Below are 24,600 nucleotides of genomic sequence, written 5' to 3'. Positions count from 1 at the left end.
TATGGCGTTAGGTGATCGTCATCACGAATATAAAAAATGGTCAAAACATGATCTTGTTTGATCTCAGGAAACTCTTCATGATTTTGTGGAACCGGTTTCCTATATAAGTTTCATCGTTGCACACGGTGAAGACGTACCTTACTGATAAAACAGGATACAACCCGATGGCCAAAAATTATGCTGCGCTGGCGAATGCCGTTGTCAGCGCGCTCGGCGGCAAAGATAACATTGTCGCCGTCACCCACTGTATGACCCGACTGCGCTTTGTGGCGAAAGACGAGAGCCTGATCGACAGCGCCACGCTTAAGAGCATCAGCGGCGTGCTGGGGGTAGTGCGCAACGACAACCAGTGCCAGGTGATCATCGGCAATACCGTTTCCCAGGCGTATCGCGAGGTGGTGAATCTGCTGCCCGCCGACATGCAGCCTGCCGCGCCGCAGGGGCCGCAAAAGCTGACCCTGAAACGCATTGGCGCCGGGATCCTCGACGCGCTGATCGGCACCATGTCACCGCTGATCCCGGCGATCATCGGCGGATCGATGGTCAAACTGCTGGCGATGATCCTCGAGATGACCGGCGTGCTGACCAAAGGCGAACCGACGCTGACCATTCTGACGGTGATCGGTGACGGGGCGTTCTTCTTCCTGCCGCTGATGGTGGCTGCCTCTGCCGCGGTAAAATTCAAAACCAACATGTCGCTGGCGATTGCCATTGCCGGCGTGCTGGTGCACCCGAGCTTTATCGAGCTGATGGCCAAAGCGGCGCAGGGCGAGCACGTCGAGTTCGCGTTCATTCCGGTCACCGCGGTGAAGTACACCTACACGGTGATCCCGGCGCTGGTGATGACCTGGTGCCTGTCGTATATCGAACGCTGGGTGGACAGAATTACCCCGGCGGTCACCAAAAACTTCCTTAAGCCAATGCTGATCGTGCTGATTGCCGCCCCGCTCGCCATCGTCCTGATTGGGCCGTTGGGGATCTGGATCGGTAGCGGCATCTCTTCCCTGGTTTACACCATTCACGGCTATCTGGGCTGGTTGTCCGTTGCCATCATGGGCGCGCTGTGGCCGCTGCTGGTGATGACCGGGATGCACCGCGTCTTTACCCCAACCATCATTCAGACCATTGCCGAAACCGGCAAAGAAGGGATGGTGATGCCGTCTGAAATCGGCGCCAACCTGTCACTCGGCGGTTCATCGCTGGCGGTGGCGTGGAAAACCAAAAACCCGGAACTGCGTCAGACGGCGCTGGCCGCAGCGGCTTCTGCCATCATGGCGGGGATCTCTGAACCGGCGCTGTACGGCGTGGCGGTTCGCCTGAAACGCCCGCTGATTGCGAGCCTGATCAGCGGCTTTATTTGCGGCGCCGTCGCCGGGATTGCCGGACTGGCCAGCCACTCAATGGCGGCGCCGGGCCTGTTTACCAGCGTCCAGTTCTTCGACCCGGCTAACCCGATGTCTATCGTCTGGGTATTCGGGGTGATGGCCCTGGCCGTGGTGCTCTCTTTCGTGCTGACCCTGATCCTGGGCTTTGAAGATATCCCGGTAGAAGAGGAAGCGGAAAAAGCGCGCGCGCTACAAACCGCACCGGTTCAGGCCAAAGCAGCACAAGCATAAATGTATAGCGAGGTAACAATGTCAGTTTTTCCACAAGGATTTTTATGGGGCGGCGCACTGGCCGCTAACCAGAGCGAAGGCGCATACCGTGAAGGCGGCAAGGGCCTGACCACCGTCGATATGATCCCCCACGGCGCTAACCGCCTGGCGGTAAAAGTCGGCAAGGAAAAACGCTTTTCGCTGCGTGACGACGAGTTCTATCCCAGCCACAACGCGATCGATTTTTACCATCGCTATAAAGAAGATATCGCCTTAATGGCCGAGATGGGCTTCACGGTATTCCGTACCTCGATTGCCTGGAGCCGTCTCTACCCGAACGGCGACGAGCCGCTGCCTAATAAAGAGGGAATTGCCTTTTACCGGGCGGTGTTCGAAGAGTGCAAAAAGTACAACATCGAGCCGCTGGTGACCCTGTGCCACTTCGACGTGCCGATGCATCTGGTGACCGAGTACGGCTCCTGGCGCAACCGCAAGATGGTCGACTTCTTCGCCCGCTATGCACGCACCTGCTTCGAAGAGTTCAACGGACTGGTGAAGTACTGGCTGACCTTCAACGAGATCAACATCATGCTGCACAGCCCCTTCTCCGGCGCCGGGCTGGTGTTTGAGGAAGGCGAAAACGAAGACCAGGTCAAGTACCAGGCGGCGCACCACGAGCTGGTGGCGAGCGCGCTGGCGACCAAAATTGCCCACGAGGTGAACCCGGAAAACCAGGTCGGCTGCATGCTGGCGGGCGGTAACTTCTACCCATACTCCTGCAAACCGGAAGACGTGTGGATGGCGCTGGAGAAAGACCGCGAGAACCTGTTCTTTATCGACGTACAGGCCCGCGGCAGCTATCCGGCCTACTCTGCCCGCGTGTTCCGCGAAAAAGGGGTGGTGATTGTCAAAGATCCCGGCGATGACGATCTGCTGAAACACACCGTCGATTTTGTGTCGTTCAGCTATTACGCCTCGCGCTGCGCCTCGGCGGATATGAACGCGGGCAACACCAGCGCGGCCAACATCGTCAAGTCCCTGCGCAACCCGCACATCGAGGTGAGCGAATGGGGCTGGGGCATCGACCCGCTGGGCCTGCGCATCACCATGAACATGATGTACGATCGCTACCAGAAGCCGCTGTTCCTGGTGGAAAACGGGCTGGGGGCGAAAGATGAGATTGACGCTAACGGCGAGATCAACGACGACTACCGCATCAGCTACCTGCGGGAGCACATCCGCGCCATGGGCGATGCGATTGAAGACGGCATCCCGCTGATCGGCTACACCAGCTGGGGCTGCATCGATCTGGTGGCCGCCTCAACGGGCGAGATGAGCAAGCGCTACGGCTTTATCTATGTCGATCGCGATGACGCCGGGAACGGCACCCTCGATCGCAAACGCAAAAAATCGTTCTGGTGGTACAAGAAAGTGATCGCCAGCAACGGTGCAGATTTAGATTAATCCCCCTTCGCCGGGCGGCGCTGCGCTTGCCCGGCCTACAAACGTCCTCACAAACCCAATAGTTTCATGGCGTTATTATCGTTCATTGACACCATGAATATATCATTGTATAAAACTCCGCCGAAATAAATGATATTCATTCTCAGCCAGGTGCCCGGGCTGCCATAACTACATTAATGAAGGATAGCGTTCCATGAAAAAGGTCATCAGCGCATTAGGATTGCTGATCGCAACAGCAGGCTCGGCTTTTGCGACCACATATCCTCTGACGATTGAGAATTGCGGATATAAAGAAACCTTCACCAAAGCGCCGGAGCGCGTCGTGGCGCTGGGACAAAATACCGTTGAAATTCTGCTGCTGTTGGGCCTTGAAGATAAGGTAGCCGCCAGCGCCTTCTGGCCAACCAAAGTGCTGCCGCAGCTGGCTGAACAGAACAAAAAAGTCAAAACGCTGACCGTCGAGATCCCCACTCTGGAGTCTATCCTGGCGCAAAACCCGGACTTCGTTCCGGCGCAGCTGCCGCTGCTGCTGGGCCCGGAGAGTAAAGTCGCCAAACGCGAAGATCTGGCGACCGTGGGCGTGAACAGCTATATGTCGCCGGGCATGTGCGCCACCAAAAAAGATATTGGCGATATGTACGGCAGCCGCCAGAAGCTGTGGGATATGACCTTCCTGTACAAAGAGATCGAAGATTTCGCCAAAATCTTTAACGTGGAAGATCGCGGCCAGGCGCTGATTGCCGACTTCAAAAAGCGCGAAGCCGATCTGCGCAGCGAGTTCAGCAAAAACAAAAAAGACCTCTCCTTCGTCTTCTGGTTCTCCAGCTCTTCCCCCTCTTCTGACGCCTACGTCGGCGGGAAAAACAGCGCCTCCGGCTTTATTGCCAACGTGCTGGGTGGCCACAACGCCATCACCTCCGAAACCGAATGGCCTACCGTCGGCTGGGAAAGCATTATTGCCGCCAACCCGGACGTGATCGTGGTCTCCAGCCTCGACCGTAATCGCTGGGCGCTGGACGATGCCCAGGAGAAAATCAAATTCCTGAAGAGCGATCCGGCCGTCAGCCAGCTGGAAGCCGTTAAAAAAGGTCACATTGTGATCATGGACGGCCAGGCGATGAACCCAACCATCCGCACTATCTACGGCGCGGAACAGGTCGGTGAACAGCTCAGAAAGATAGGACTGAATTAATGACCGCAGTGGTTCAACAGACCCGACATAACTGGCTGCTGCCGGCATCGGGTTTTCTGGCGATAGTGGCGTTACTGCTGGTGATCGCCATCGGCGTCAGCGTGGGGGAGCTGTCGATCCCCCTGCAGAGCGTGTTCTATGCCATTACCAACAAAATCGGCTTAACCGAGGTTCCGCTCAACCGCATCTACGAGAGCGTAATCTGGGACTTCCGCCTGAGCCGGGCGCTGGTGGCGGCCTGCTGCGGCGCGGGGCTGGCGATTTGCGGCGCGGTACTGCAAAGCCTGCTGAAAAACGCCCTCGCTGAGCCCTACGTGCTGGGCGTGTCTGCCGGGGCGTCCACCGGCGCGGTCGCCGTGGTGGTGCTGGGGGTTGGCAGCGGCACCGTCACCCTCTCCGCCGGGGCCTTTGCCGGAGCCTTTGCCGCCTTTGCGTTTGTGGCCCTGCTGACCAACGGCGCGCGCGGCGGTAGTGAACGCACCATTCTTGCCGGGGTTGCCGCCTCGCAGCTGTTTAACGCCATCACCGCCTGGACCGTCAGCACCTCGGCCAGCGCCCAGCAGGCGCGCGACGTGATGTTCTGGCTGCTGGGCAGCTTTAGCGGCGTGAGATGGCCCGAGTTCCAGCTGGTCTTGGTAATGGTGCTGGTGGGTCTGGCGATCTGCCTCTATTACGCCCGCGCGCTCGACGCCTTCACCTTTGGCGACGATGCCGCCGCCTCGCTGGGGATCGCCGTGCCCTGGGTGCGCCTGATCCTGTTTATCGTCACCGCGTTAATGACCGCGACCATCGTCAGCATGGCGGGCTCCATTGGCTTTGTCGGCCTGGTGGTACCGCACGTGATGCGCTTCTTCTTTGGCCCGTTGCACCGCACGCTGCTCATCGCCAGCGCGCTGGCCGGCGCGATCCTGATGGTGCTGGCGGATATCGCCTCCCGACTTCTGATCGCCCCGCAAAGCCTGCCGGTTGGCGTGGTCACCGCGCTGGTGGGCGTCCCGTTCTTTGCCATGATTATCTATCGTTCAAGGAATAAGTGATGAGCATCACTGCTGAAAATATCACCTGGAAGGTGGGTAAAAAGGTCATCGTCGATAATGTCTCGCTGGCGGTATCGCAGGGGCAGACCGTCGGTCTGCTGGGGCCAAACGGCTCCGGTAAATCGTCGCTGCTGCGGATCCTTGCCGGTTTGCGTCGCCCGCATACCGGCACCGTCGCGCTGGATGGCAAAAGCATTGCCGGGATCGCCAAAAAGCAGCTCGCCCGTCGGGTGGCTTTTGTGGAACAGCACGGTATGACCGATGCCAACATGCGCGTGCGGGACGTGGTGAAGCTGGGGCGTATTCCGCACCACTCCCCATTTTCCGGCTGGACGGCGCAGGATGACGAGACCGTCAATTCGGCACTGAAGACGGTGGATATGCTGCATAACAGCGATCAGGGCTGGCAGAGCCTCTCCGGTGGTGAACGCCAGCGCGTGCACATCGCCCGGGCGCTGGCCCAGATGCCGACCGAGATCCTGCTGGATGAACCCACCAACCACCTGGATATCCATCATCAGATGCAGCTGATGCAGCTGATCAGCCAGCTGCCGGTCACCAGCATCGTCGCCATCCACGACCTTAATCACGCCTCGATGTTCTGCGATGCGCTGATTGTGATGCAGAAAGGGCGCGTTGTTGCTACCGGCACGCCGCAGGAAATTCTTACCGAAGAGCTGCTGTGGGAGGTGTTCCGGGTGAAAACCCGCATTGAGCTGTCGCCTTTTCACGGCAAAAAACATATCCACTACCTCGTCTGAGGCGAGGTAAGACGTGTTCCCGATCCGTCCCGCAACACAACTCTGGCCGCCCGTCTTACTGGGCAGCCAGTTTGTTTTCAACATCGGTTTTTATGCCGTTGTCCCCTTTCTGGCGATCTTTTTACGCGACGATATGCTGCTCTCGGGCGGGCTTATCGGGCTGGTGCTCGGGCTGAGAACCTTCTCCCAGCAGGGGATGTTTATCGTCGGCGGTGCCCTCTCCGACCGCTACGGCGCGCGCGTGATTATTCTCTGCGGCTGCGTGGTGCGGGTGGTGGGCTACCTGCTGCTGGCCTTTGGCTACAGTCTGCCCGTTATCATCGCCGGAGCGTGCCTCACCGGGATCGGCGGCGCGCTATTTTCCCCCTCCATTGAAGCCTTACTGGCAAAAGCCGGAACCCGCAGCGAGGCGCAGGGCAAACGCAGCCGCGCCGAGTGGTTCGCGCTGTTTGCGGTGTGCGGCGAGCTGGGGGCAGTGCTTGGCCCGGTGGCGGGCGCCCTGCTCACTGGCCTGGGCTTTCGCCAGGTGGCGCTGGCAGGGGCCGCGGTCTTCGTGGTGGCGCTGATCGTGCTGTTCTTCTGCCTGCCGGCCGGGTCGGCAAGAAACCAGCCGCTGCAGATAACCCCGTGGTGGACCACCTTTCGCCAGCCGCGGTTCGTGGCGTTCATCATCGCCTGGAGCAGCTGGCTGTTAAGCTATAACCAGCTCTATCTGGCGCTGCCGGTCGAGATCCAGCGTGCCGGAGGCAGCGAAAAAGATCTCGGCCCGCTGTTTATGCTGGCGTCGGGGCTGGTGATCCTTTTTCAGCTGCCGCTGGCGCGTTTTGCCCGCCGGATAGGCGCAGTGCGGATCCTGCCGGTGGGCTTTCTGCTGATTGCCGTATCGTTCCTGAGCGTCGCGCTCTTTGCGCCATCAGAACCAGCGGCCGGCTGGCTGCGTTTGCTGCCTGCGGCCTGCTTCGTCACGCTGCTGACCACCGGGCAGATGCTGCTGGTGCCGGCGGGCAAAGACGTGGTGCCGTGGTTTGCCAGCGAAGCGACCTTAGGCGCGCATTACGGCGCGCTGGCGACCGCAGGCGGCTGCGCGGTGCTGGCGGGGAATTTATTGCTGGGTGATCTGCTCGATCGGGCGCTGACACCCTCTGTCGGGGCGATGTACCCGTGGCTGGTGCTGGCGGTGTTTCCGTTTTGCAGCGCCCTCGCCATGGTCGTTATCTGTCGGCCAATGCGCAGGCCACGCGCCTGAGCGTTATTTTTTCGGACGGTATTTTTCCGGCAGCTCCGGCACCGGGCGGCGATCGTCTATCAGGTGGCGAACCGTTAAAATCGGGTGTCGCCAGAGCATCCGCGGCCCCGCCCAGCGCATCACCTGTTTCATCTCTTCCCGTTTAGCCGGCTGATAGCAGTGAACCGGGCACTGTTTGCAGGCCGGTTTTTTCTCGCCAAACACGCATTTATCCAGCCGCTTGTCGGCATAATCATTCAGTGCCGGATAATGCCCAGCCTCTTTCGATGCCTGCGGGCACTGCTTTTCATAGAGCGCGATCATCTTGCGGATGGTCTCTTTTTCGCGCGCGATACGTTTTCCTGACATAGGCTGATACCCACTGATAAGTTGCATTTATAATACATTTTTCAGACCGGATATTCAGCCAAATTTCATATTTTACATTTCGTTTTCTGAAGGCGCTTCGCAGTTATGCGTTTGTCTCCGCCTCTTTTTACTGGCATTTTATACAGGTGTTTATTTCACCGGATCCTTCCCTGAGAAAAAGGAGTTTCTATGTCGGATATGTGTATTTCCAGACCCAGCCGTCATCTCACCGTGGGCTATTTCAGAAAACGTCACGAGGATCGCAAGACCAAGATCCCAACGCGCTACAGCGTGCACGCCGCGCTAAGTCTAAAAGGCGACTGGCTGGAAGAGGCGGGTTTTAAAACCCATTCCCGGGTACGGGTGCTGGTAGAACAGGGAAAATTAGTGATCGAACTGGTTGTGGAAGAGGCCTCGTAAAGTCGCGACATTTTGCTGCGCCGGGTGTTTTTTTCATGCGACAATAGCGGCAATACACGACGCTAACGTCGCCTGAACAGCACTATTTTCAAAGAAATGGACATCATCACTCCATGACCACTACTGACAATTTCGACGCGCACACCCCCATGATGCATTGGTGTGTCTCAGTTGATTTTTAATGAGTTTTTAAAAAAAATATAAAAAACAACATATTGACCTACATTAACTGTTAAATGTGCAAAATTTAGGCGGCAACCGTCTTCTCTCGAAAAACCCGACCTGCAGCACGTGAGGAGCGGCAGCAACGCGTAGGACGGTAATCCCCCCGGACAAGCAGTAGTTTGTATATCACCTCGATTTTAAAATCATCACTTTTGCTAATAAGGAAGTTATATGTCACCTCTTGATTTTCTAGAAAACCTCCATAAATCTGACTTGCAAATTATTCTTAGAGCGAATGGCAATATCGGCACTGGGAACAAGTATGAATTAACTAGGCGAGTGCTCGATTCGATGACTCTCACACAAGCTTTAAGCTACCTAACCTATACTGATATAAAAGGACTTTGCTCATTTTTTGATATGAAGTATGTTGGCAAACAGGCATCTATAGCAGAACTCTGCGCTCTTTGTAATGCACCAGATAATAATAATCAAATCGCTAATGTTAAGCATGATGAAATAACATCCATCCAGAATGAACTAAATAATATCATCGGTTTGACTAGTGTTAAAATAAAGATAAAAGAACTCATTGCCTTCAGTACTATCCAACAGAAAAGAAAAAAGCTGGGGCTGGAGTCAGTCTCAGTTGGTAGACATATCGTGTTTACGGGTAACCCAGGCACAGGTAAAACAACCGTAGCCAGAATTATTGGTAGGCTCTTCAAGGCTTATGGATTAGTGAGTCAAGGAGGATTCCGAGAAGTCAGACGATCAGATCTGGTCGGGCAACATATTGGAGAGTCAGAAAAAATTACCAGCAAAATTCTTGAAGAGGCCAAGGGTGGTGTTCTCTTCATTGATGAGGCATATGCTTTAGCGGGTAAGGGCAATGACTTCGGCAAGATTGTAATTGAAACTCTCATGGTTGCCATGGAAAATTACCGTGATGATATTGTAATTATTGTTGCAGGTTATAAAGATGAGATGGAGGATTTTTTGAATATAAACCCTGGCCTAAAATCTCGGTTTAACTTTTTCATTGAATTCGATGATTACAATGATGAAGAACTGGTCAATATAGTCAAGTTAATGGCCGAGAGAAATGACTACACAATAGATAATGAACTGGAAAGGGCGTTGTTAGATAATTTCTCAAATTACAGAAAGTCCACTGACAAGTTCGCAAATGGTCGTTTGGCCAGAAATTTATTTGAATCCATGTTATTGAAACAGGCGATTCGCCTGTCAGAAATGGAACGCTATGATGACGCTATGTTGCAGGTATTGACATCAGTCGATCTATAAGGTCGAGTTAGTTCCATGAAAATAAAAAGGTACCCCCTCTATTTGTAGAGGGGGTACTATAAGAGTGCGATTCCTTTCAAGAAGGGACCTATTTGACGTGAAATTACTTTCTCATCAATGAACAACGATTTCATGATTGAAAGCGTCAAAGTACTGTTTGTGTTTTTTGTATAAGAACAGATAGTTCGTGATATCCAGTTTCGTAATTAGTAAATTTCCATCCATACCACCATGGAGACAGTTTAAAGGGCTTGTCTAAAAAAACATCACTGAAAGATTTTATTTTTTCATTCAATATCGTATCTTTGGTAAAATGTCTACCGATTCCAAAATACAATGAATCATTATTTTTCTCAATCAAAACTGAAAAATTCCCTTTATCTGAGTAAAAAACCACTCCAACTTTAGTTAGAGTACTGTCGTCAATATTTCTTAAAACACTTAAATGAGGGAAGTCTATTTTTAGTTTTTCAAACCAATAATCAAAAGCCTTCTCTTTCTTCTCTATTATCAAACTGGCCAGTCGCTTTTGTAATCCATTGACCACATTATACTCTTCCTCCATTACACTTATGGTCCTTTCTAGACTTTCGCTTTTCAAGCCCATTGACTCAATGAGATATTCAGTTATTTTTTCATTCATGTTTTTATCCTTATCTCTTTTAAAGTATAATCCCTTAATATGATCTATATATTGACTAACAAAGAAAAGAAGATTTTTATCTTTATCCCTTATGTTGGGAATTACGTCATTTTCTAACCATGCTAAAACATCCGTGCTAAATGAGGAAATTTGAATACGTCCCATAAATGACTCACTGTATTCAGCAAGGCTTTTTGATAGTTCGTATTCCGAGTCAACACCTGTGAGATATAGGACATATATATTGTTTGCAGAAAAGCCAAGGTGCTTAGCGATATCAATATATCTTTTCAGTTGTTCTTTTTGATCTGCCGCCCCATGAATTTTATTTTCAATAATAATGGCATTTTTTTCATCACGGATGAATGCATCAATTCTATATTTTTCTGCAGAAATGTTTAAATATTCATGATTAAATAATAAATCACGTTTTAACACTCTGCTAATAAATGAAGGTAAAAACTCATTAACACCATTGCATTTAAATTTTAATATCTTTACCAAAATCGCACTATGTGCATTTTCATTAGCCCCCAACACATCCATCAAGTTAGCATTGTAAGGCTGCAAATGATGTAGTGCATTGGTTTTTACTTTCAAGGAATAAGCTAGATTTTTAACTTCACTGTATTTTATTGTAAGTTCCATCCACACTCTCCATTTTATATTTCATAAGATTGAGGTTTACTTATCAATCATACTTCCTCACCCCACTACACTCTATCTAAAAATTATATTTAGCTATCAGCAAGCATCATCCCTACCTTACACTCGGGCAGTCCAGCAGCAGCACAGACGTGTCCAGATTATCTGTAGCAATGCTACTCTCAATCTGAACACATACTGTGAAAAAATCGTCATATCGCCCATCATCCTCTCTATTTTTCGAAAAAAAAACTCTAAAATTTTGGCAAATTTTGCATGTTTTAGTTACTGGTTTTAGATGCGTTTTAGGTGTGTTGTAGAGAAAGTTTTGGATTTGAAACTTTTGTAGTCGATGCAGAGATAAGCCGAAAAGTTTCAAACTTTTCAAAATTTCAAAATTTTCGCGAAAAAATATTCAAAAAACATATTATTTTTCATAAAGTTAATGAGAACCCTCATGCAACCCCATGAAATCTGTAAATAGTCTAGGTACTAATCCGGTACGCTTAACTAGCGAATTCAGAACATGCCAAATGCAAGTTTAATCAAAATCAAAACCGTCCTAGAAATGTGCGCAGTTTCGCGTGCAACACTATACCGTCAGATCAAGGCAGGCTACTTCCCAGAACCAGTTCGTCTCACTGAAGGAAAGTCTTCACGTTCCGTCGCATGGAGGAAGGAAGAAGTTCAGGACTGGATAGCCAACCGCCAAAAAGTAAATCTGAAATAGAACAAAACATCCACTTAATGATCATCCTTGCGTCGTGCCTCTAATAGCACGCTATAGACACATAGCTATATACCTACATACCTAAATAGATACCTAAATAGATACCCAGATAGATATCTAGACATAGATTTACACAAACCTCAAAACATGAATATTGTTTTCACCCACAATGATTCAATCGAGACATAAATCAAAAACTCACTATTTTCTCGCTTTGATAGTTATTAACACCTAGAGGCTCCCCATGCTTTTAAACAAAAAAAACATAGAATTCTGTCACTCTAATAGAATAGGAAAAGATAATAAAGGTCAGGTTACCAAAATGAGAATAGACAAACTTTCATTAGTGAGTAACTTCGAAAACCTACAAGATGAAGACTTGATTTACAAAAAACTAGATATCATGGATAAACAAAAATCAAAGCGATATAGAGTTCAAATCATCAGAGGCATTTTTGGAAAGCCATATATCAAAGCAATTGTAATCAAATATATTGCGAAAAAATCCCCAGTACTATTAAGAATTGACTACAAGCCTATAAATTTAAAAACCGGATCCATACGTTTCGACTTTAACCCCCAACATATGCCACCTAACAAAATGAATAAATTACTACATTGGCTGGACAAGTGTTTTAGTGAAAAATTGTATGCTCTATTAACAACGTCTTGGATCACTCGAATAGATGTTGCCTATGATATTTATGGTGATAAGTTAAATAATTATTTATGGGGTTTAGTTCGGGCAGAAAAATCTAAATATTATGATAAACCAAATGGGTTACCAGGACTATTGATTGGAAGTACACGCTCAGCCTTACACTTTCTTTGCTATGAGAAAGTAGATGTTTATGGAAACGATAGAGTTAACACACTAAAAAAGAAACGCCTCATGAATATAGATTTGAATGAATGCAAACAATTCCTCCGCATTGAAGCAAGGATAAAGCCTAAGAAGAGTTTATCAAAGACTAAAACTAATTGTTTCCTAGTCAACATCCTCAACATTGACAATCCGTTTGATAGACTGCAAATTTACTCATCTCGACTTAAAAGAATAATTAAGAAAACAGGAAAAAATGATTCATATTCAGAAATTCTTAGTATAGTAGATTTGAAGAAATATATTCTTCAGAAAAATAAAGCATCTCGCTTGACCAGAAAAGATGTAGATTTAATCAGACAGCATCAAGTCGCATTATTAAACAAAGCAGAAATATGGGATCATTGGCCGAAATGCGTGAAAAGATTAGGTGTATTAGCTCAGATCTGATCTGACAGTTAACAATTATTTATATAGGTATCTGTCAGTTTACATCTGACTTGAATTCTTCTCGACCCAGATGCGTTTTACACCAAGTAACGTCTCCATCGGCGTAAGCAAATTCTACTCAAAGTGACCACCCATTCCACCAATGAGTCAATCAGTAGCGGCGGGTTATAAGATCGATGTTCTACAAATACGCGATCACCTTAGAACCTATCCTGATTAAACACTCTAAATGTGAACGGTACTCTTATACGGGATACTTACAATCAGCATTGTTCAGTAGGATCGCATAATTTTTTCAAAAAAAACAGTTTTCAATATATAAAATCAATTAACTGTTGTATGAAAAGACTCGGGATCTTTATATTTTTTTGAACCCACATCAAATGGGCAAAAAACAGCGAGAGCACTATTTAAAAAATAAAGATACCCATTTTCAGTTTTTGTTTTACTGATGAATATACCATTAGGGCCAAAATAATTATAACCCCCTTCTTTAGAGGTTTTTTCCATTGGTGGCGTTTTAATTACTAAATTTGAGTTCCCTGACTTATAAACAAACCAACTGTCAAAATCGATAATTGATGATTCCGATGGAATTTTCTCATTATCTTTATTAAAAATAAAACAATTAGCATATACTATTGCATTAGGGCTTTTCTGGAGTTCGTAATGATAATGCTCAATGACTCGTTCCTGAACGCAACCACTTAGGCATAAGACACCGCTAATTACTAATGCAAAATTAAATTTCATTTTTCGGTTATGCATCCAATTTGTTGATTGATAAATTTTTTAACAAACTCCGTAAGTCCACAAAAGGGACGAACCCCGTGTGCTTGAACGATAATATTCCATAAAAAAGTATGAATTTTGTATATGATGATCCACTCATTGAATACTTGACCGTCATGAGGTAAGTCTTGGGACTTACTCACATTTTTATACGCGCTCATAACCACGAGACTATTATCTCAGCGCAAAAAAAGAGTTAAGTGGCTTTATCATAAATTCATCTAGAAATGCATAAGATACATAACTCGTTAGTTGCCACCGGTAACGTCAGATAAGTACCAGCGTTTGTTGAATTCAGTCAGATCTTCCATTTGCTTACCTAGAACGCCTAACGCCCCACCCGTCCAAGTACCGAACGCCGGCGAGCCATCTAAGTTGTAAATATTCTCCGGCAGAGTGCGAAGTGTATACATCGGATTCTGCACACCGTATTCAGTGCCTAAAGTGTGAAAATAGTTTCCCTTGAGCATGAAGCGAGGATTGCCCTTATAAGAAAGAATAACCCTGTCGAAAGATCTAGCCTTCATTTGCTCAGAGAATTGGAGTAGTGTGCGCGTCACATCTAATGCACTCTTATCCTCTGATACCCCTCTCAAGTCATATACAACGGTCTGTGGGTTAACAAACCATTGGTAATGAGCAATTGCATTAATTCCACTATTACGAAGGTCCGCTTTTATCACTTGGGATACCTGCTTCTGCACACCAACGTAGTTCCAGGATGCAATTGCAACAGCAACGGCAAGCGGTGCTGCTAGTAAGTAAATAACTCGACGCGCCATGACTTCACCTCTTTGGTTGCTAACGTTTGTTGAATGTGTCACCACCATTCAGTAGGACCATGGGCTCAATGCCACTATATCCATCCAATTATGCCACGATATGCTAACAAATGTGTCCCATTAGAGAAAGGCGAGGATGGAAGAAATTAGTGCAGGATCAAACAAATAGAAAGAGCACTATGGTTACTTTTCATCAATGTTTAAAAATTTGGGATCTCAGAGGGAAGATGATGCAGATGGATTAATCCTGTGTAGTGAGCGGAGTAAAGTTCTGCCACTTGAGTAGAATATTCTCATGACATGATGACCATAAAAATAAAGCCAAAATGTATCTCTCACTTGGGAATGGGAAACTGTGACCTGATGGCTGATTTAGGGAATAATACGAAGATAGCCCACTTTTGAGCAAAATCGACTTATTCAACAACGCCCTGCAGACTGTCCGGTTCAGTTTCAGCGTCCTACTGGTCTGACGCATATTGAGTCCAAATGTCGCTGTCAGATGTGTCATCAGCCCACGCTTAAAGACAGCTTTTAAAGCTTTGTTCAATAACATCTTTCATTACCCAGTTCTCCAGACTCAGATCCGCAAACATCTGTTTAAGGCGATAATTTTCATCGGCCAGATCTTCTTGCCTATTTATGAATCTTGTCATAAGTTAATTTTTTATATCTGAATATAAATTAATGAGTCGGTGGGGATGATGAATACAGTGAAACGTGAACACTTTATAAGGGCTATTGAAGATGTTGGCGCTCATGGCGACAATGACATGTTGCCTTTTGATATCGATACAGTTTTCATTTCCGATTCAAAGACGCAGATAGCAAATATGGCTTTTGACTTCTTTGACAGGCTTGAAAAAGATAGCAAAACGAATGCAAAAAATACTTTGAATGGAATTCAGGTTTACTCGGAGAGATTGCTTTCACCAACTGGTGCAAGCGGCTTTAGAATCTCTACAAAGATACATCCATTTTGGAATATATATCTTAATGGTCTGGCTATCGCGATTGCAGAAATAAATGAATCAAAAAGAAGTCCAAATGCACACTCATATCGTTACGTAGAAATTGGTGAAAATTTATTTGATAGAGATAAGTCATGGAGGGCATATAAAGAAGCAACAATTAATGATGCGGCATTAGATAATGATGGGGCTATTGTCATCCAAACTGATATATCAAGCTTTTACGAGCACATATATCATCATCGTATCGAGAATTGTATTAATGATTTATTTGGTGAAGGTTCTACAGTTGCAACTCAAATAGATAGATTGCTAAGTCAGTTGTCAGCTGGTAGATCATTTGGCTTGCCGGTCGGGGGGCAATGCTCAAGAGTTTTAGCAGAGTTGCTAATGACCTCAGTTGACCAACTTTTGACATCATCAAAACTTAAGTGGCATAGGTATGTGGATGATTTTACTATTATTGCCAGTGATCAAGCTGAAGCGTATCGTGCTATTTCAATTCTGTCGAACGCTTTGGCAGATTATGGATTGTCATTAAACAGAACTAAAACAACAATTTTAAAAGCTCAACACTATAAAAACTTTGTTTATACACAATTGTTTGTTGATGATGATAAATCTAGTAAACTTAAAAAAATTGACTTACATTTTGACCCCTATTCAGACAATCCTGTTTCTGATTATGATGAACTAGTTGAAACTGTCGAGAAACTAAATGTACAATCCTTACTTGATTTAGAGATCCATAAAAGTCAGCCAGATACTTTCTTAGTTAATCAAATAAGTAGAACATTGAAACTTCATGAGCCAGCTTTAGCATTACAGTTATGTATAACATTACTCTCTCCAGATAATTTACATTCCTTTAGAAGTTCTTTTTCTACAATTATTAAAGGTGTAATTTCTATTAGGAATGATGAGCGGTATTCTTCTATCTATCAAATGCTTGATAAGATGGTTGATGATATTGTTGTGCACTCTAAGCATCTACTGCTACCAGAAGCGAACTGTTTGCATTATTTACGTTCTCTAAGAGTAATTAGAACAAATAATCGAGCTGCTTATGTTCATGGTTTATTAAATGAAAGTTCATCTGAAACAATTAAAAGAGCGTGTCTTGATTGTATAAGAAACTGGAAAGATAGACCTTCATTCGTTTCCGAGAGAAATAAGTGGCCAAAATTGACACCGGAAGTACAAAGAATACTTTGGCTCGCATCCTATAAATTTGGTGATGACGGAAAACATTTTAGGGCTCAAGTAATAAAAGCAATACCTAACTCTTGGTCATTAGGAATTGAACAAAAAGGAAAAGTATCATTTTGTTCAATATTCATTAATTGGTGCCAAGGGGCGGAGAATAAATGAGATTTTTAAGGTTACCTGTCAAAGATCCCAGAACTGTAGCGCGAGATATTCCCGGTATCTGTGATTTGTTATTTCCACAATTGCTACCGGCAATAGTTGCACATCTCAATCGCGAGGCACAACCTATACCCGGCTGTACGATTATTGATGAAAGTATGTTGGTAGGAATAGATACAAATGCAGCTATGCTATTTGAAGTTGCCTATGTAAGAGCAGAGCAAATGCTTGAAGAAAAAAATGAAGATTGGAATGAGTGTTTGTCTATCGCCCTGATTCGGCAATCAAGGTATTTTGATGCAGTTTTACCCGATAATTTATCAGATATTGAGATTGAAATAGCTAACCAAACTGCTACTAATTTAACAAAATCAATAAGATATTTGAGTGAAGAATGGGGCAATGGTAATGTAATTAGGTCTCCCATCATTCCTGGATTTCAATGGATAGCACAAGGTCAAGGAGATTTCTCAATCGGCCAGCGACTGATCGAAGTAAAATGCACAAATAGAAATTTTTCGTCTTCTGATTACCGGCAGATTTTAATTTATTGGCTATTGAATTTCTCATCCTCAATTGAGGGTGGTACGGATGAATGGAAGACAGGTGTACTATTGAACCCTAGAGCAAACAAATATATTGAAATTGATTTCAATGAATTAGTTAGCATAGCGGCTTCTGGAAGAACTAAGTTAGAGTTGTTGGAGCTGTTTTCGTCAATTGTGGGTGATTATGCATACAAATTAGGAGAGTAAATTCTACGAAATGAATATGAGTGCTATGCCTTCGCAGCCATAGCACTTAATGTATAATATTATATCAAAATATAATATTCGTAGGTCTAAGCTCAACAAGGTTTAGAAATGGAATAATCTTCTGGGGGTACTTTTGGGGGGGCTTTATAATATTTGACCCTGTAAATAATTCTGTGTAACTGCCACCGTATTAAAGGTGATCGCTCAGGCGGTCACCGAAGTCGATAATAAAACGACTCATCGCCAGCCGCCAGTATTGGATCGGTATACTCCATTTTTTTGACGCATCCTTGATCGCCAGATAAATAACTTTTCGCACTGTAGTGGATAGCTAAATTTGGCCATTTTAACAGATATGTTAATTTCCGCTTGTCGCTCTTAGCAGTCCATTACTTTACTTCGAAGTCCTCTGTGTGCCAAGAGGGAACATTCCAAGGACCATGCTGGATTAATAAATGGGTATGTTTGCCCCATTTAAGTATCCCACTGACCAGCAGCAACTCGGAGGTTCCTAGATTATCGATGGTGATACAGATATTGAGTCTAAAAAATCAGCCCATTTTTGCAACCAATATTTACACTCAGCATCATACTTATAAAGATTATATACCCCTTCAACTCCCCCCTTGGTATGTCCCAATATAGCTTCACCTACCTCATTAGGACACTGCAACCGTGACAATTCTGTTCTTACTGTCCTCCTCAAATCATGTGGCGTCCAACGAGGTATATCTAGCATTAGTCCTGCCTCACGCATACGCCATGCGTTTTCAGTTAGGTATTTTTGGAGTATCGGCTTCTTTGTCTGCGTCGAGGGGAATAAATATTTGTCAGAATTAAGGCGAAGTATTCTCAGGAAGGCTATTGCCTGTCTAGATAATTGGACATAACGCTCTACATTTGTTTTAGTATCACGAAGATGTATTGTACCCTTTTCCAGATCGACATCTTTCCACGCCATATTGCAGACTTCACCAGTACGACACCCCGTCCATAGCGTCATGCGGAGAACATTTTTTACAGTAGGCGAATAAGCGGATCCAGGTAACCATTGAAGGAGTTTGGTCAGTTCTGTTTTGCTAAGAACACGTGTACCACGGTCATTAGTTAATTTGAGCCGTGCTTGACTAAGGCTTGATTTTGCTAATAACGCAGGATTCGCAAAGCTATCTTCAAATCGCCCAAGTCCTATGGCGAATTCATACGCAAGTGATAATTCTCGCAATACATTCCCCGCCTGTACCTTTGCCCCTCGAGCAACAATGCTATTTATTAACTGCACGACATCATTTCTAGTGATCTCGGATGCGCTACGGTTTCCCAATTTCTCAACAGCATCCGCGTACAGAGTTCTGCGTACTTCCTTCTGCCCCTTTTTCTTTCTTGCGCCAGGAACAACCTTACCATCATTCATTTTACGATCTTCGATACGTTCGGATAGATAGAGTTCAACAAGTCCCTTGATGGTTAATACTGGCACCGTCTCTCTCTCAGCTTCCTCTGCTTTTAAGAGTTGTTGTTGTTTTAACTCTGTTGCAGGACAGCGCCCATCCTGTCGGATTTGTTTCAATTCATGCAGTTTTGTACGAGCCACGGCGAGAGTAGTTTGAGGAAAGTTGCCGATCTTAATCTGGACAAGCTTGCCAGTTAGAGGACTGGTGTATCGATAGAAAAAGGATTTAACAGCAGTTTTACCACAAGAGACTCTCAAACCACGGTTTTCCCCCACATCTGCTTTATCATGGTCGCTTGCCTTCATCATCTCTATAGCTTTAGACGAAAGTGGCTTCCTATCTTGTTTTACTGCCATAAAGACTCCGTTATCATATCCTCATATACTTATGAGAAAAATGTAGGTTTTCACTATACTGACCTTACATAACTGGAGTGTAGGTTTGCAAGCTACATTTTAACCTACATATTTTCATAGGATTTCATGAGATTCTATGAGACAAAGTGATACTAAATGAGAGTCAAAAATCACTTTAACTCATTAATATATATATCAATGGATATCACAACCTGATGAGCACGCAAGGGAATTTTGACGGCCACACCCCAATGATGCAGCAGTACCTGAAGCTGAAAGCTCAGCATCCGGAAATCCTGCTGTTTTACCGTATGGGTGACTTTTACGAGCTATTTTATGACGATGCGAAACGCGCGTCACAGCTGCTCGACATCTCGCTGACCAAACGCGGCGCCTCCGCCGGGGAACCGATCCCGATGGCCGGGATCCCGCATCACGCGGTTGAGAACTACCTGACAAAGCTGGTTAATCAGGGAGAGTCGGTTGCCATCTGCGAACAGATTGGCGATCCGGCCACTTCGAAAGGCCCGGTCGAGCGTAAAGTAGTGCGCATCGTGACGCCCGGCACCATCAGCGATGAAGCGTTGCTGCAGGAGCGTCAGGATAATCTACTCGCCGCCATCTGGCAGGACAGCAAAGGTTTCGGCTATGCCACCCTGGATATCAGCTCCGGACGTTTTCGCCTGAGCGAACCGGCCGATCGGGAAACCATGGCCGCCGAGCTGCAACGCACCAACCCGGCGGAGCTGCTGTATGCCGAAGATTTTGCGGAGATGGCGCTGCTCGAAGGCCGTCGCGGCCTGCGTCGCCGTCCGCTGTGGGAGTTTGAGATCGATACCGCGCGCCAGCAGCTCAACCTGCAGTTTGGCACCCGCGATCTGACCGGCTTTGGGGTTGAAAACGCCCCGCGTGGCCTTTGCGCTGCCGGCTGTTTGCTGCAGTACGTGAAAGACACCCAGCGCACTGCCCTGCCGCATATCCGCTCCATTACCATTGAACGCCAGCAGGACAGCATCATCATGGATGCCGCCACCCGTCGCAATCTGGAGATCACCCAGAACCTGGCCGGCGGCGTGGAAAACACCCTCGCCTCGGTGCTCGACAGCACCGTCACCCCAATGGGCAGCCGGATGCTGAAGCGCTGGCTGCACATGCCGGTTCGCGACACCGCTACGCTCACCGGACGCCAGCAGACCATCGGCGCTCTGCAGGATCGGTACAGCGAACTGCAGCCGGTGTTACGCCAGGTGGGCGATCTGGAGCGTATTCTGGCACGTCTGGCGCTGCGCACCGCACGCCCGCGCGATTTGGCCCGGATGCGTCACGCGTTCCAGCAACTGCCAGAACTGCGCAGCCAGCTGGCAGAGATCGACAGCGCGCCGGTGCAGAAGCTGCGCGAGGCGATGGGCGAATTCAGCGAACTGCGCGAACTACTGGAAAACGCCATTATCGAAGCCCCGCCGGTGCTGGTGCGTGACGGCGGCGTTATCGCCCCGGGCTATAACGAAGAGCTGGACGAGTGGCGCGCGCTGGCCGATGGCGCAACGGACTATCTCGATAAGCTGGAGATCCGCGAACGCGAGCGTCTCGGGCTGGATACCCTGAAGGTTGGCTATAACGCCGTACACGGCTACTTTATTCAGATCAGCCGCGGGCAGAGCCACCTGGCACCCATTCACTACGTGCGCCGTCAGACGCTGAAAAACGCCGAGCGTTACATTATTCCTGAGCTGAAAGAGTACGAAGACAAGGTTCTCACCTCAAAAGGCAAAGCGCTGGCGCTGGAAAAACAGCTTTATGACGCCCTGTTCGATATGCTGATGCCGCATCTGGCGGATCTGCAACAGAGCGCCACCGCGTTGGCCGAGCTGGATGTGCTGGTCAACCTGGCGGAACGCGCCGAGACGCTGAACTACTGCTGCCCGACCTTTAGCGATAAGCCCGGCGTGCGCATTACCGAAGGCCGTCATCCGGTGGTGGAGCAGGTGCTGAACGAACCGTTCATCGCTAACCCGCTGAACCTGTCGCCGCAGCGGCGGATGCTGATCATTACCGGGCCGAATATGGGCGGTAAAAGTACCTATATGCGACAGACGGCGCTGATTGCCCTGCTGGCCTATATCGGCAGCTACGTTCCGGCGCAAAAGGTGGAGATCGGTCCCATCGATCGTATCTTTACCCGCGTGGGCGCGGCGGACGATCTGGCGAGCGGTCGTTCGACCTTTATGGTGGAGATGACCGAAACCGCCAACATCCTGCACAACGCCACGGAATACAGCCTGGTGCTGATGGATGAGATTGGCCGCGGAACCTCCACCTATGACGGGCTCTCGCTGGCGTGGGCATGCGCCGAAAGCCTGGCTAATAAAATCAAAGCGCTGACCCTGTTTGCCACCCACTACTTTGAGCTGACCCAACTGCCAGAGAAGATGGAGGGCGTGGCGAACGTGCATCTGGATGCGCTGGAGCACGGGGATACTATTGCCTTTATGCACAGCGTGCAGGATGGCGCGGCGAGCAAAAGCTACGGTCTGGCCGTGGCAGCGCTGGCGGGGGTGCCGAAAGAGGTAATCAAGCGTGCGCGTCAAAAACTGCGCGAGCTGGAAAGCCTCGCGCCTAACGCGGCGGCCACTCAGGTGGACGGGACGCAGATGTCGTTGCTGATGCCAGCCGAAGAGACCTCCCCGGCGCTGGAGGCCCTGGAGAACCTCGATCCGGATTCCCTGTCGCCACGTCAGGCGCTGGAGTGGATTTATCGCTTAAAGAATCTGGTGTAGATCGCTGCGGCCTGTATCGCCCGGCGGCGCTACGCTTGCCGGGCCTACTGGAACGGCGTAGGCCGGGTAAGGCGTAGCCGCCACCCGGCTTTTTTTACAGCAGCGGTGGAATGGTCGGCACCTGCGGGGCATCGTCGATATCTTTCTGCGTCATGCGAAACGCTTCAGGATAGTGCTCGCGGCTGGTGCGGCGCAGCGGCTCGGTATCTCGCCATGTGTACAGGCAGTGCTGACACTGGTACACCGTCCAGACATCTTTAACCGGCGACGTCGCCATCACTTCAATATGTTCATCGGCACAACGTGGACAAATCATTTTTCCCTCCTTATTTACGTACGGCCAGCATCGCGGTCAGTTTTTCAGCCCAGGCTTTGGTTTCAGGCAGATCCTGCACCGGCTGGCTGTAATGTCCACGGAGATCCGGGGCAACCGGCGTGGTGGCGTCGATAATCAGTTTGTCGGTGATCCCCGCCGGGCTTGAACCCGGATCCAGCTCCAGCACCGACATATTCGGCAACTGCACCAGATCCCCTGCAGCGTTCACTTTCGACGACAGCGCCCACATCACCTGCGGCAGGTTGAACGGATCAACATCCTCATCCACCATGATCACCATCTTCACGTAGCCCAACCCGTGCGGCGTGGTCATCGCCCGCAGGCCAACGGCACGGGCAAAGCCGCCGTAGCGTTTTTTGGTGGAGATAATCGCCAGCAGACCGTGGGTGTACATCGCATTTACCGCCTGCACTTCCGGGAACTCGGCTTTCAGCTGCTGATAGAGCGGCACGCAGGTTGCCGGCCCCATCAGGTAGTCGATTTCGGTCCACGGCATGCCAAGATAGAGCGACTCAAAAATCGGTTTGGTGCGGTATGAGACTTTGTCGATACGCACTACGGTCATGTTGCGGCCACCGGAGTAGTGTCCGGTAAACTCCCCGAACGGCCCTTCGATTTCGCGTTTGCGGCCCTCAATCACCCCTTCGAGGATCACTTCCGAGCCCCAGGGCACATCAAAACCGGTCAGCGGCGCGGTGGCGATCGGGTACGGACTTTCACGCAGCGCGCCCGCCATCTCATATTCCGACTGATCGTACTTCAGCGGCGTGGCCCCCATCAGGGTGATGATCGGATCGTTGCCAAGGGTAATAGCAATCGGCAAATCCTGTCCGCGCTCTTCCGCTTTATGCAGATGCAGGGCGATATCGTGCATCGGCACCGGCTGCAGGCCGAGTTTGCGTTTGCCCTTCACCTCCATCCGGTAGATGCCGACGTTCTGCTTGCCAAAATGATCCGGATCGAGCGGATCGCGGGAGACCACGCAGGCTTTATCCAGATAGAACCCGCCGTCACCGTCGTTCAGGCGAAATAGCGGCAGAATATCGAACAGGTTTATTGCTTCGCCGTCGACGGTATTCTCTGCCCATGCCGGGTTGTCGCGGCGCTCCGGCGCTACCGGGAATTTATCCCAGCGGCGAATAAACTCGTCGATCTGCTTTTTAACTGGCGTATTCGGCGGCAGCCCCATTGAGATGGCGTGGTTCTGCCAGGAGCCAATGGTATTCATCGTCACGCGGGCGTCGGTAAAGCCGCGAATATTGTCAAACCATAGCGCAGGCGCACCGTCGCCAATGCGCCCGGTGGCGTTGGCTGCTGCCGCCAGATCCGGCTCCGCATCGACCTGCTCCGTGATTTTCAGCAATTGCCCTTGCTCATCAAGCGCCTGCAAAAAGCTCCTCAAATCATCAAATGCCATGTTCATTCTCCTGTGAAAAATTTCTGGCCGCCTGTAAGCCTTTCCAGCGACGGGCTTTGTTATGCTCCAGACCAAACTGGTCGAGCACCCGGGTCACAATGTGTTGGGTGATGTCATCGGCGGTTTGCGGGTGGTTGTAATAAGCGGGCATCGGCGGCACCATCGCCACCCCCATGCGGGAAAGAGCCAGCATGTTCTCCAGATGAATAGTGCTGAGCGGCGTTTCCCGCGGAACCAGCACCAGCTTGCGGCCCTCTTTCAGCACCACGTCGGCGGCACGCCCCACCAGCCCTTCTGCATAGCCTGCACGGATACCCGCCAGCGTTTTCATGCTGCAGGGGATGACGATCATGCCGTCGGTACGAAAGGATCCGGATGAGATGGTTGCGGCCTGATCGGCCGGGCTATGGACCACATCGGCCAGCGCGGCTACATCCTGAGCGGTGTAGGGCGTTTCCAGCTCAATCGTCGTTTTGGCCCACTTCGACATCACCAGATGGGTTTCCACTTCCGGCATGTCGCGCAGCGCCTGTAGCAGTGCCACCCCGAGCGGCGCGCCGGTCGCTCCTGTCATCCCAACAATCAATCGCATTCAGTACCTCATCTAATTTGTTCGTATGCGAACGTGTTGTTTACCCTACGCCTGGATACGCCACCTCGCAATATCGTTCGTATACGATCACACGTAATGCTAAAAAGGGTCGCGTTAAATTCCCGGCTGATAACGGCTATCATAGAGAGGTGATTTTTACGCCGGAGAGTTC

21 protein-coding genes and 2 pseudogenes are annotated in these 24,600 nt (G+C 48.8%); 13 read left to right on the top strand and 10 right to left on the bottom strand.

Going from position 1 to position 24,600, the window contains the following annotated elements; genetic code table 11:
* Positions 1-164 precede the first annotated feature (164 nt).
* From ascF to LRS40_RS11845, 6 genes are all read left to right on the top strand, one after another.
* Positions 165-1,616, top strand: a complete 1,452-nt coding sequence (ascF, locus tag LRS40_RS11870) for a PTS cellobiose/arbutin/salicin transporter subunit IIBC (RefSeq protein ID WP_231313766.1) — start codon at positions 165-167, stop codon at positions 1,614-1,616.
* Between the two features lie 18 nt (positions 1,617-1,634).
* On the top strand, positions 1,635-3,059 hold the full coding sequence (locus LRS40_RS11865; RefSeq protein ID WP_231313765.1) for a 6-phospho-beta-glucosidase: 1,425 nt from the start codon (positions 1,635-1,637) through the stop codon (positions 3,057-3,059).
* Positions 3,060-3,252: 193 nt separating this feature from the next.
* Positions 3,253-4,251, top strand: a complete 999-nt coding sequence (locus tag LRS40_RS11860) for an ABC transporter substrate-binding protein (RefSeq protein ID WP_231313764.1) — start codon at positions 3,253-3,255, stop codon at positions 4,249-4,251.
* Positions 4,251-5,288: an iron ABC transporter permease gene (locus LRS40_RS11855; RefSeq protein ID WP_156264521.1), complete on the top strand. Its 1,038-nt coding sequence runs from the start codon at positions 4,251-4,253 to the stop codon at positions 5,286-5,288. Before LRS40_RS11860 ends, LRS40_RS11855 begins: the two co-directional genes overlap by 1 nt.
* Complete coding sequence (locus tag LRS40_RS11850) at positions 5,288-6,049, top strand: ABC transporter ATP-binding protein (RefSeq protein ID WP_231313763.1); 762 nt, start codon at positions 5,288-5,290, stop codon at positions 6,047-6,049. Before LRS40_RS11855 ends, LRS40_RS11850 begins: the two co-directional genes overlap by 1 nt.
* Positions 6,050-6,062: 13 nt before the next feature.
* Complete coding sequence (locus tag LRS40_RS11845) at positions 6,063-7,295, top strand: MFS transporter (protein WP_156264523.1); 1,233 nt, start codon at positions 6,063-6,065, stop codon at positions 7,293-7,295.
* A 3-nt stretch (positions 7,296-7,298) separates the two neighbouring features.
* Here LRS40_RS11845 and LRS40_RS11840 read toward each other — a convergent pair whose 3' ends face one another.
* Positions 7,299-7,643: a nitrous oxide-stimulated promoter family protein gene (locus LRS40_RS11840; RefSeq protein ID WP_231313885.1), complete on the bottom strand. Its 345-nt coding sequence runs from the start codon at positions 7,641-7,643 to the stop codon at positions 7,299-7,301.
* 189 nt (positions 7,644-7,832) lie between these two features.
* Here LRS40_RS11840 and LRS40_RS11835 point away from each other — a divergent pair, with 189 nt between their 5' ends.
* On the top strand, positions 7,833-8,063 hold the full coding sequence (locus LRS40_RS11835; RefSeq protein ID WP_142486910.1) for a SymE family type I addiction module toxin: 231 nt from the start codon (positions 7,833-7,835) through the stop codon (positions 8,061-8,063).
* A gap of 396 nt (positions 8,064-8,459) precedes the next feature.
* Positions 8,460-9,536: an AAA family ATPase gene (locus tag LRS40_RS11830; protein WP_231313762.1), complete on the top strand. Its 1,077-nt coding sequence runs from the start codon at positions 8,460-8,462 to the stop codon at positions 9,534-9,536.
* A 145-nt stretch (positions 9,537-9,681) separates the two neighbouring features.
* On the opposite strand, the gene LRS40_RS11825 is transcribed toward LRS40_RS11830, so the two are convergent.
* Positions 9,682-10,827 carry a PD-(D/E)XK nuclease family protein gene (locus LRS40_RS11825; RefSeq protein WP_231313761.1) on the bottom strand — a complete coding sequence of 382 codons (1,146 nt, stop codon included), beginning with the start codon at positions 10,825-10,827 and terminating at the stop codon, positions 9,682-9,684.
* Between the two features lie 523 nt (positions 10,828-11,350).
* Between LRS40_RS11825 and LRS40_RS11820 the strand changes: the two genes are divergently transcribed.
* Both LRS40_RS11820 and LRS40_RS11815 read left to right on the top strand, forming a co-directional pair.
* Positions 11,351-11,554, top strand: coding sequence for an AlpA family transcriptional regulator (locus LRS40_RS11820; protein WP_231313760.1), 204 nt, complete (start codon positions 11,351-11,353; stop codon positions 11,552-11,554).
* A gap of 244 nt (positions 11,555-11,798) precedes the next feature.
* Complete coding sequence (locus LRS40_RS11815) at positions 11,799-12,827, top strand: hypothetical protein (protein ID WP_231313759.1); 1,029 nt, start codon at positions 11,799-11,801, stop codon at positions 12,825-12,827.
* A 324-nt stretch (positions 12,828-13,151) separates the two neighbouring features.
* Here the strand turns inward: LRS40_RS11815 and LRS40_RS11810 are convergent, their stop codons facing one another.
* The 3 genes and pseudogenes from LRS40_RS11810 to LRS40_RS11800 form a co-directional block, all read right to left on the bottom strand.
* Positions 13,152-13,580, bottom strand: a complete 429-nt coding sequence (locus tag LRS40_RS11810; protein ID WP_231313758.1) for a hypothetical protein — start codon at positions 13,578-13,580, stop codon at positions 13,152-13,154.
* Positions 13,581-13,867: 287 nt separating this feature from the next.
* Positions 13,868-14,401, bottom strand: a complete 534-nt coding sequence (locus LRS40_RS11805; RefSeq protein ID WP_231313757.1) for a hypothetical protein — start codon at positions 14,399-14,401, stop codon at positions 13,868-13,870.
* Positions 14,402-14,837: 436 nt separating this feature from the next.
* Positions 14,838-15,045: pseudogene (locus LRS40_RS11800) on the bottom strand (IS3 family transposase); the annotation flags it as partial.
* Between the two features lie 60 nt (positions 15,046-15,105).
* Between LRS40_RS11800 and LRS40_RS11795 the strand changes: the two are divergent.
* Together LRS40_RS11795 and LRS40_RS11790 are read left to right on the top strand one after the other, a co-directional pair.
* On the top strand, positions 15,106-16,743 hold the full coding sequence (locus LRS40_RS11795) for an RNA-directed DNA polymerase (protein WP_231313884.1): 1,638 nt from the start codon (positions 15,106-15,108) through the stop codon (positions 16,741-16,743).
* Complete coding sequence (locus LRS40_RS11790) at positions 16,740-17,495, top strand: hypothetical protein (protein WP_231313756.1); 756 nt, start codon at positions 16,740-16,742, stop codon at positions 17,493-17,495. Before LRS40_RS11795 ends, LRS40_RS11790 begins: the two co-directional genes overlap by 4 nt.
* 190 nt (positions 17,496-17,685) lie before the next feature.
* On the opposite strand, the pseudogene LRS40_RS11785 reads toward LRS40_RS11790, so the two are convergent.
* Together LRS40_RS11785 and LRS40_RS11780 are read right to left on the bottom strand one after the other, a co-directional pair.
* A pseudogene (locus LRS40_RS11785) lies at positions 17,686-17,817 on the bottom strand (IS256 family transposase); the annotation flags it as partial.
* Between the two features lie 189 nt (positions 17,818-18,006).
* Complete coding sequence (locus tag LRS40_RS11780; RefSeq protein WP_231313755.1) at positions 18,007-19,305, bottom strand: site-specific integrase; 1,299 nt, start codon at positions 19,303-19,305, stop codon at positions 18,007-18,009.
* 215 nt (positions 19,306-19,520) lie between these two features.
* Here LRS40_RS11780 and mutS point away from each other — a divergent pair, with 215 nt between their 5' ends.
* Entirely contained in the window at positions 19,521-22,082 is a 2,562-nt protein-coding gene (mutS, locus tag LRS40_RS11775; RefSeq protein ID WP_231313754.1) for a DNA mismatch repair protein MutS, read from the top strand.
* A gap of 94 nt (positions 22,083-22,176) precedes the next feature.
* Here mutS and LRS40_RS11770 read toward each other — a convergent pair whose 3' ends face one another.
* From LRS40_RS11770 to LRS40_RS11760, 3 genes are read right to left on the bottom strand one after another with little or no spacing between them, the layout of a single operon-like run.
* Complete coding sequence (locus LRS40_RS11770) at positions 22,177-22,398, bottom strand: non-oxidative hydroxyarylic acid decarboxylases subunit D (protein ID WP_014071539.1); 222 nt, start codon at positions 22,396-22,398, stop codon at positions 22,177-22,179.
* Positions 22,399-22,408: 10 nt separating this feature from the next.
* Positions 22,409-23,836 carry a non-oxidative hydroxyarylic acid decarboxylases subunit C gene (locus LRS40_RS11765; RefSeq protein WP_231313753.1) on the bottom strand — a complete coding sequence of 476 codons (1,428 nt, stop codon included), beginning with the start codon at positions 23,834-23,836 and terminating at the stop codon, positions 22,409-22,411.
* The gene (locus LRS40_RS11760; RefSeq protein ID WP_231313752.1) at positions 23,826-24,428 is read right to left on the bottom strand and encodes a non-oxidative hydroxyarylic acid decarboxylases subunit B; all 603 of its coding nucleotides are present in this window, start codon (positions 24,426-24,428) and stop codon (positions 23,826-23,828) included. The genes LRS40_RS11765 and LRS40_RS11760 overlap by 11 nt, the downstream gene beginning before the upstream one ends.
* Between the last annotated feature and the right edge of the window lie 172 nt (positions 24,429-24,600).

Source organism: Leclercia sp. G3L, from assembly GCF_021117075.1.
Lineage (GTDB): Bacteria > Pseudomonadota > Gammaproteobacteria > Enterobacterales > Enterobacteriaceae > Enterobacter > Enterobacter adecarboxylatus_C.
The sequence above is the reverse complement of the archived record's forward strand: the minus strand, read 5'-3'. Positions and strand labels throughout refer to the sequence as shown.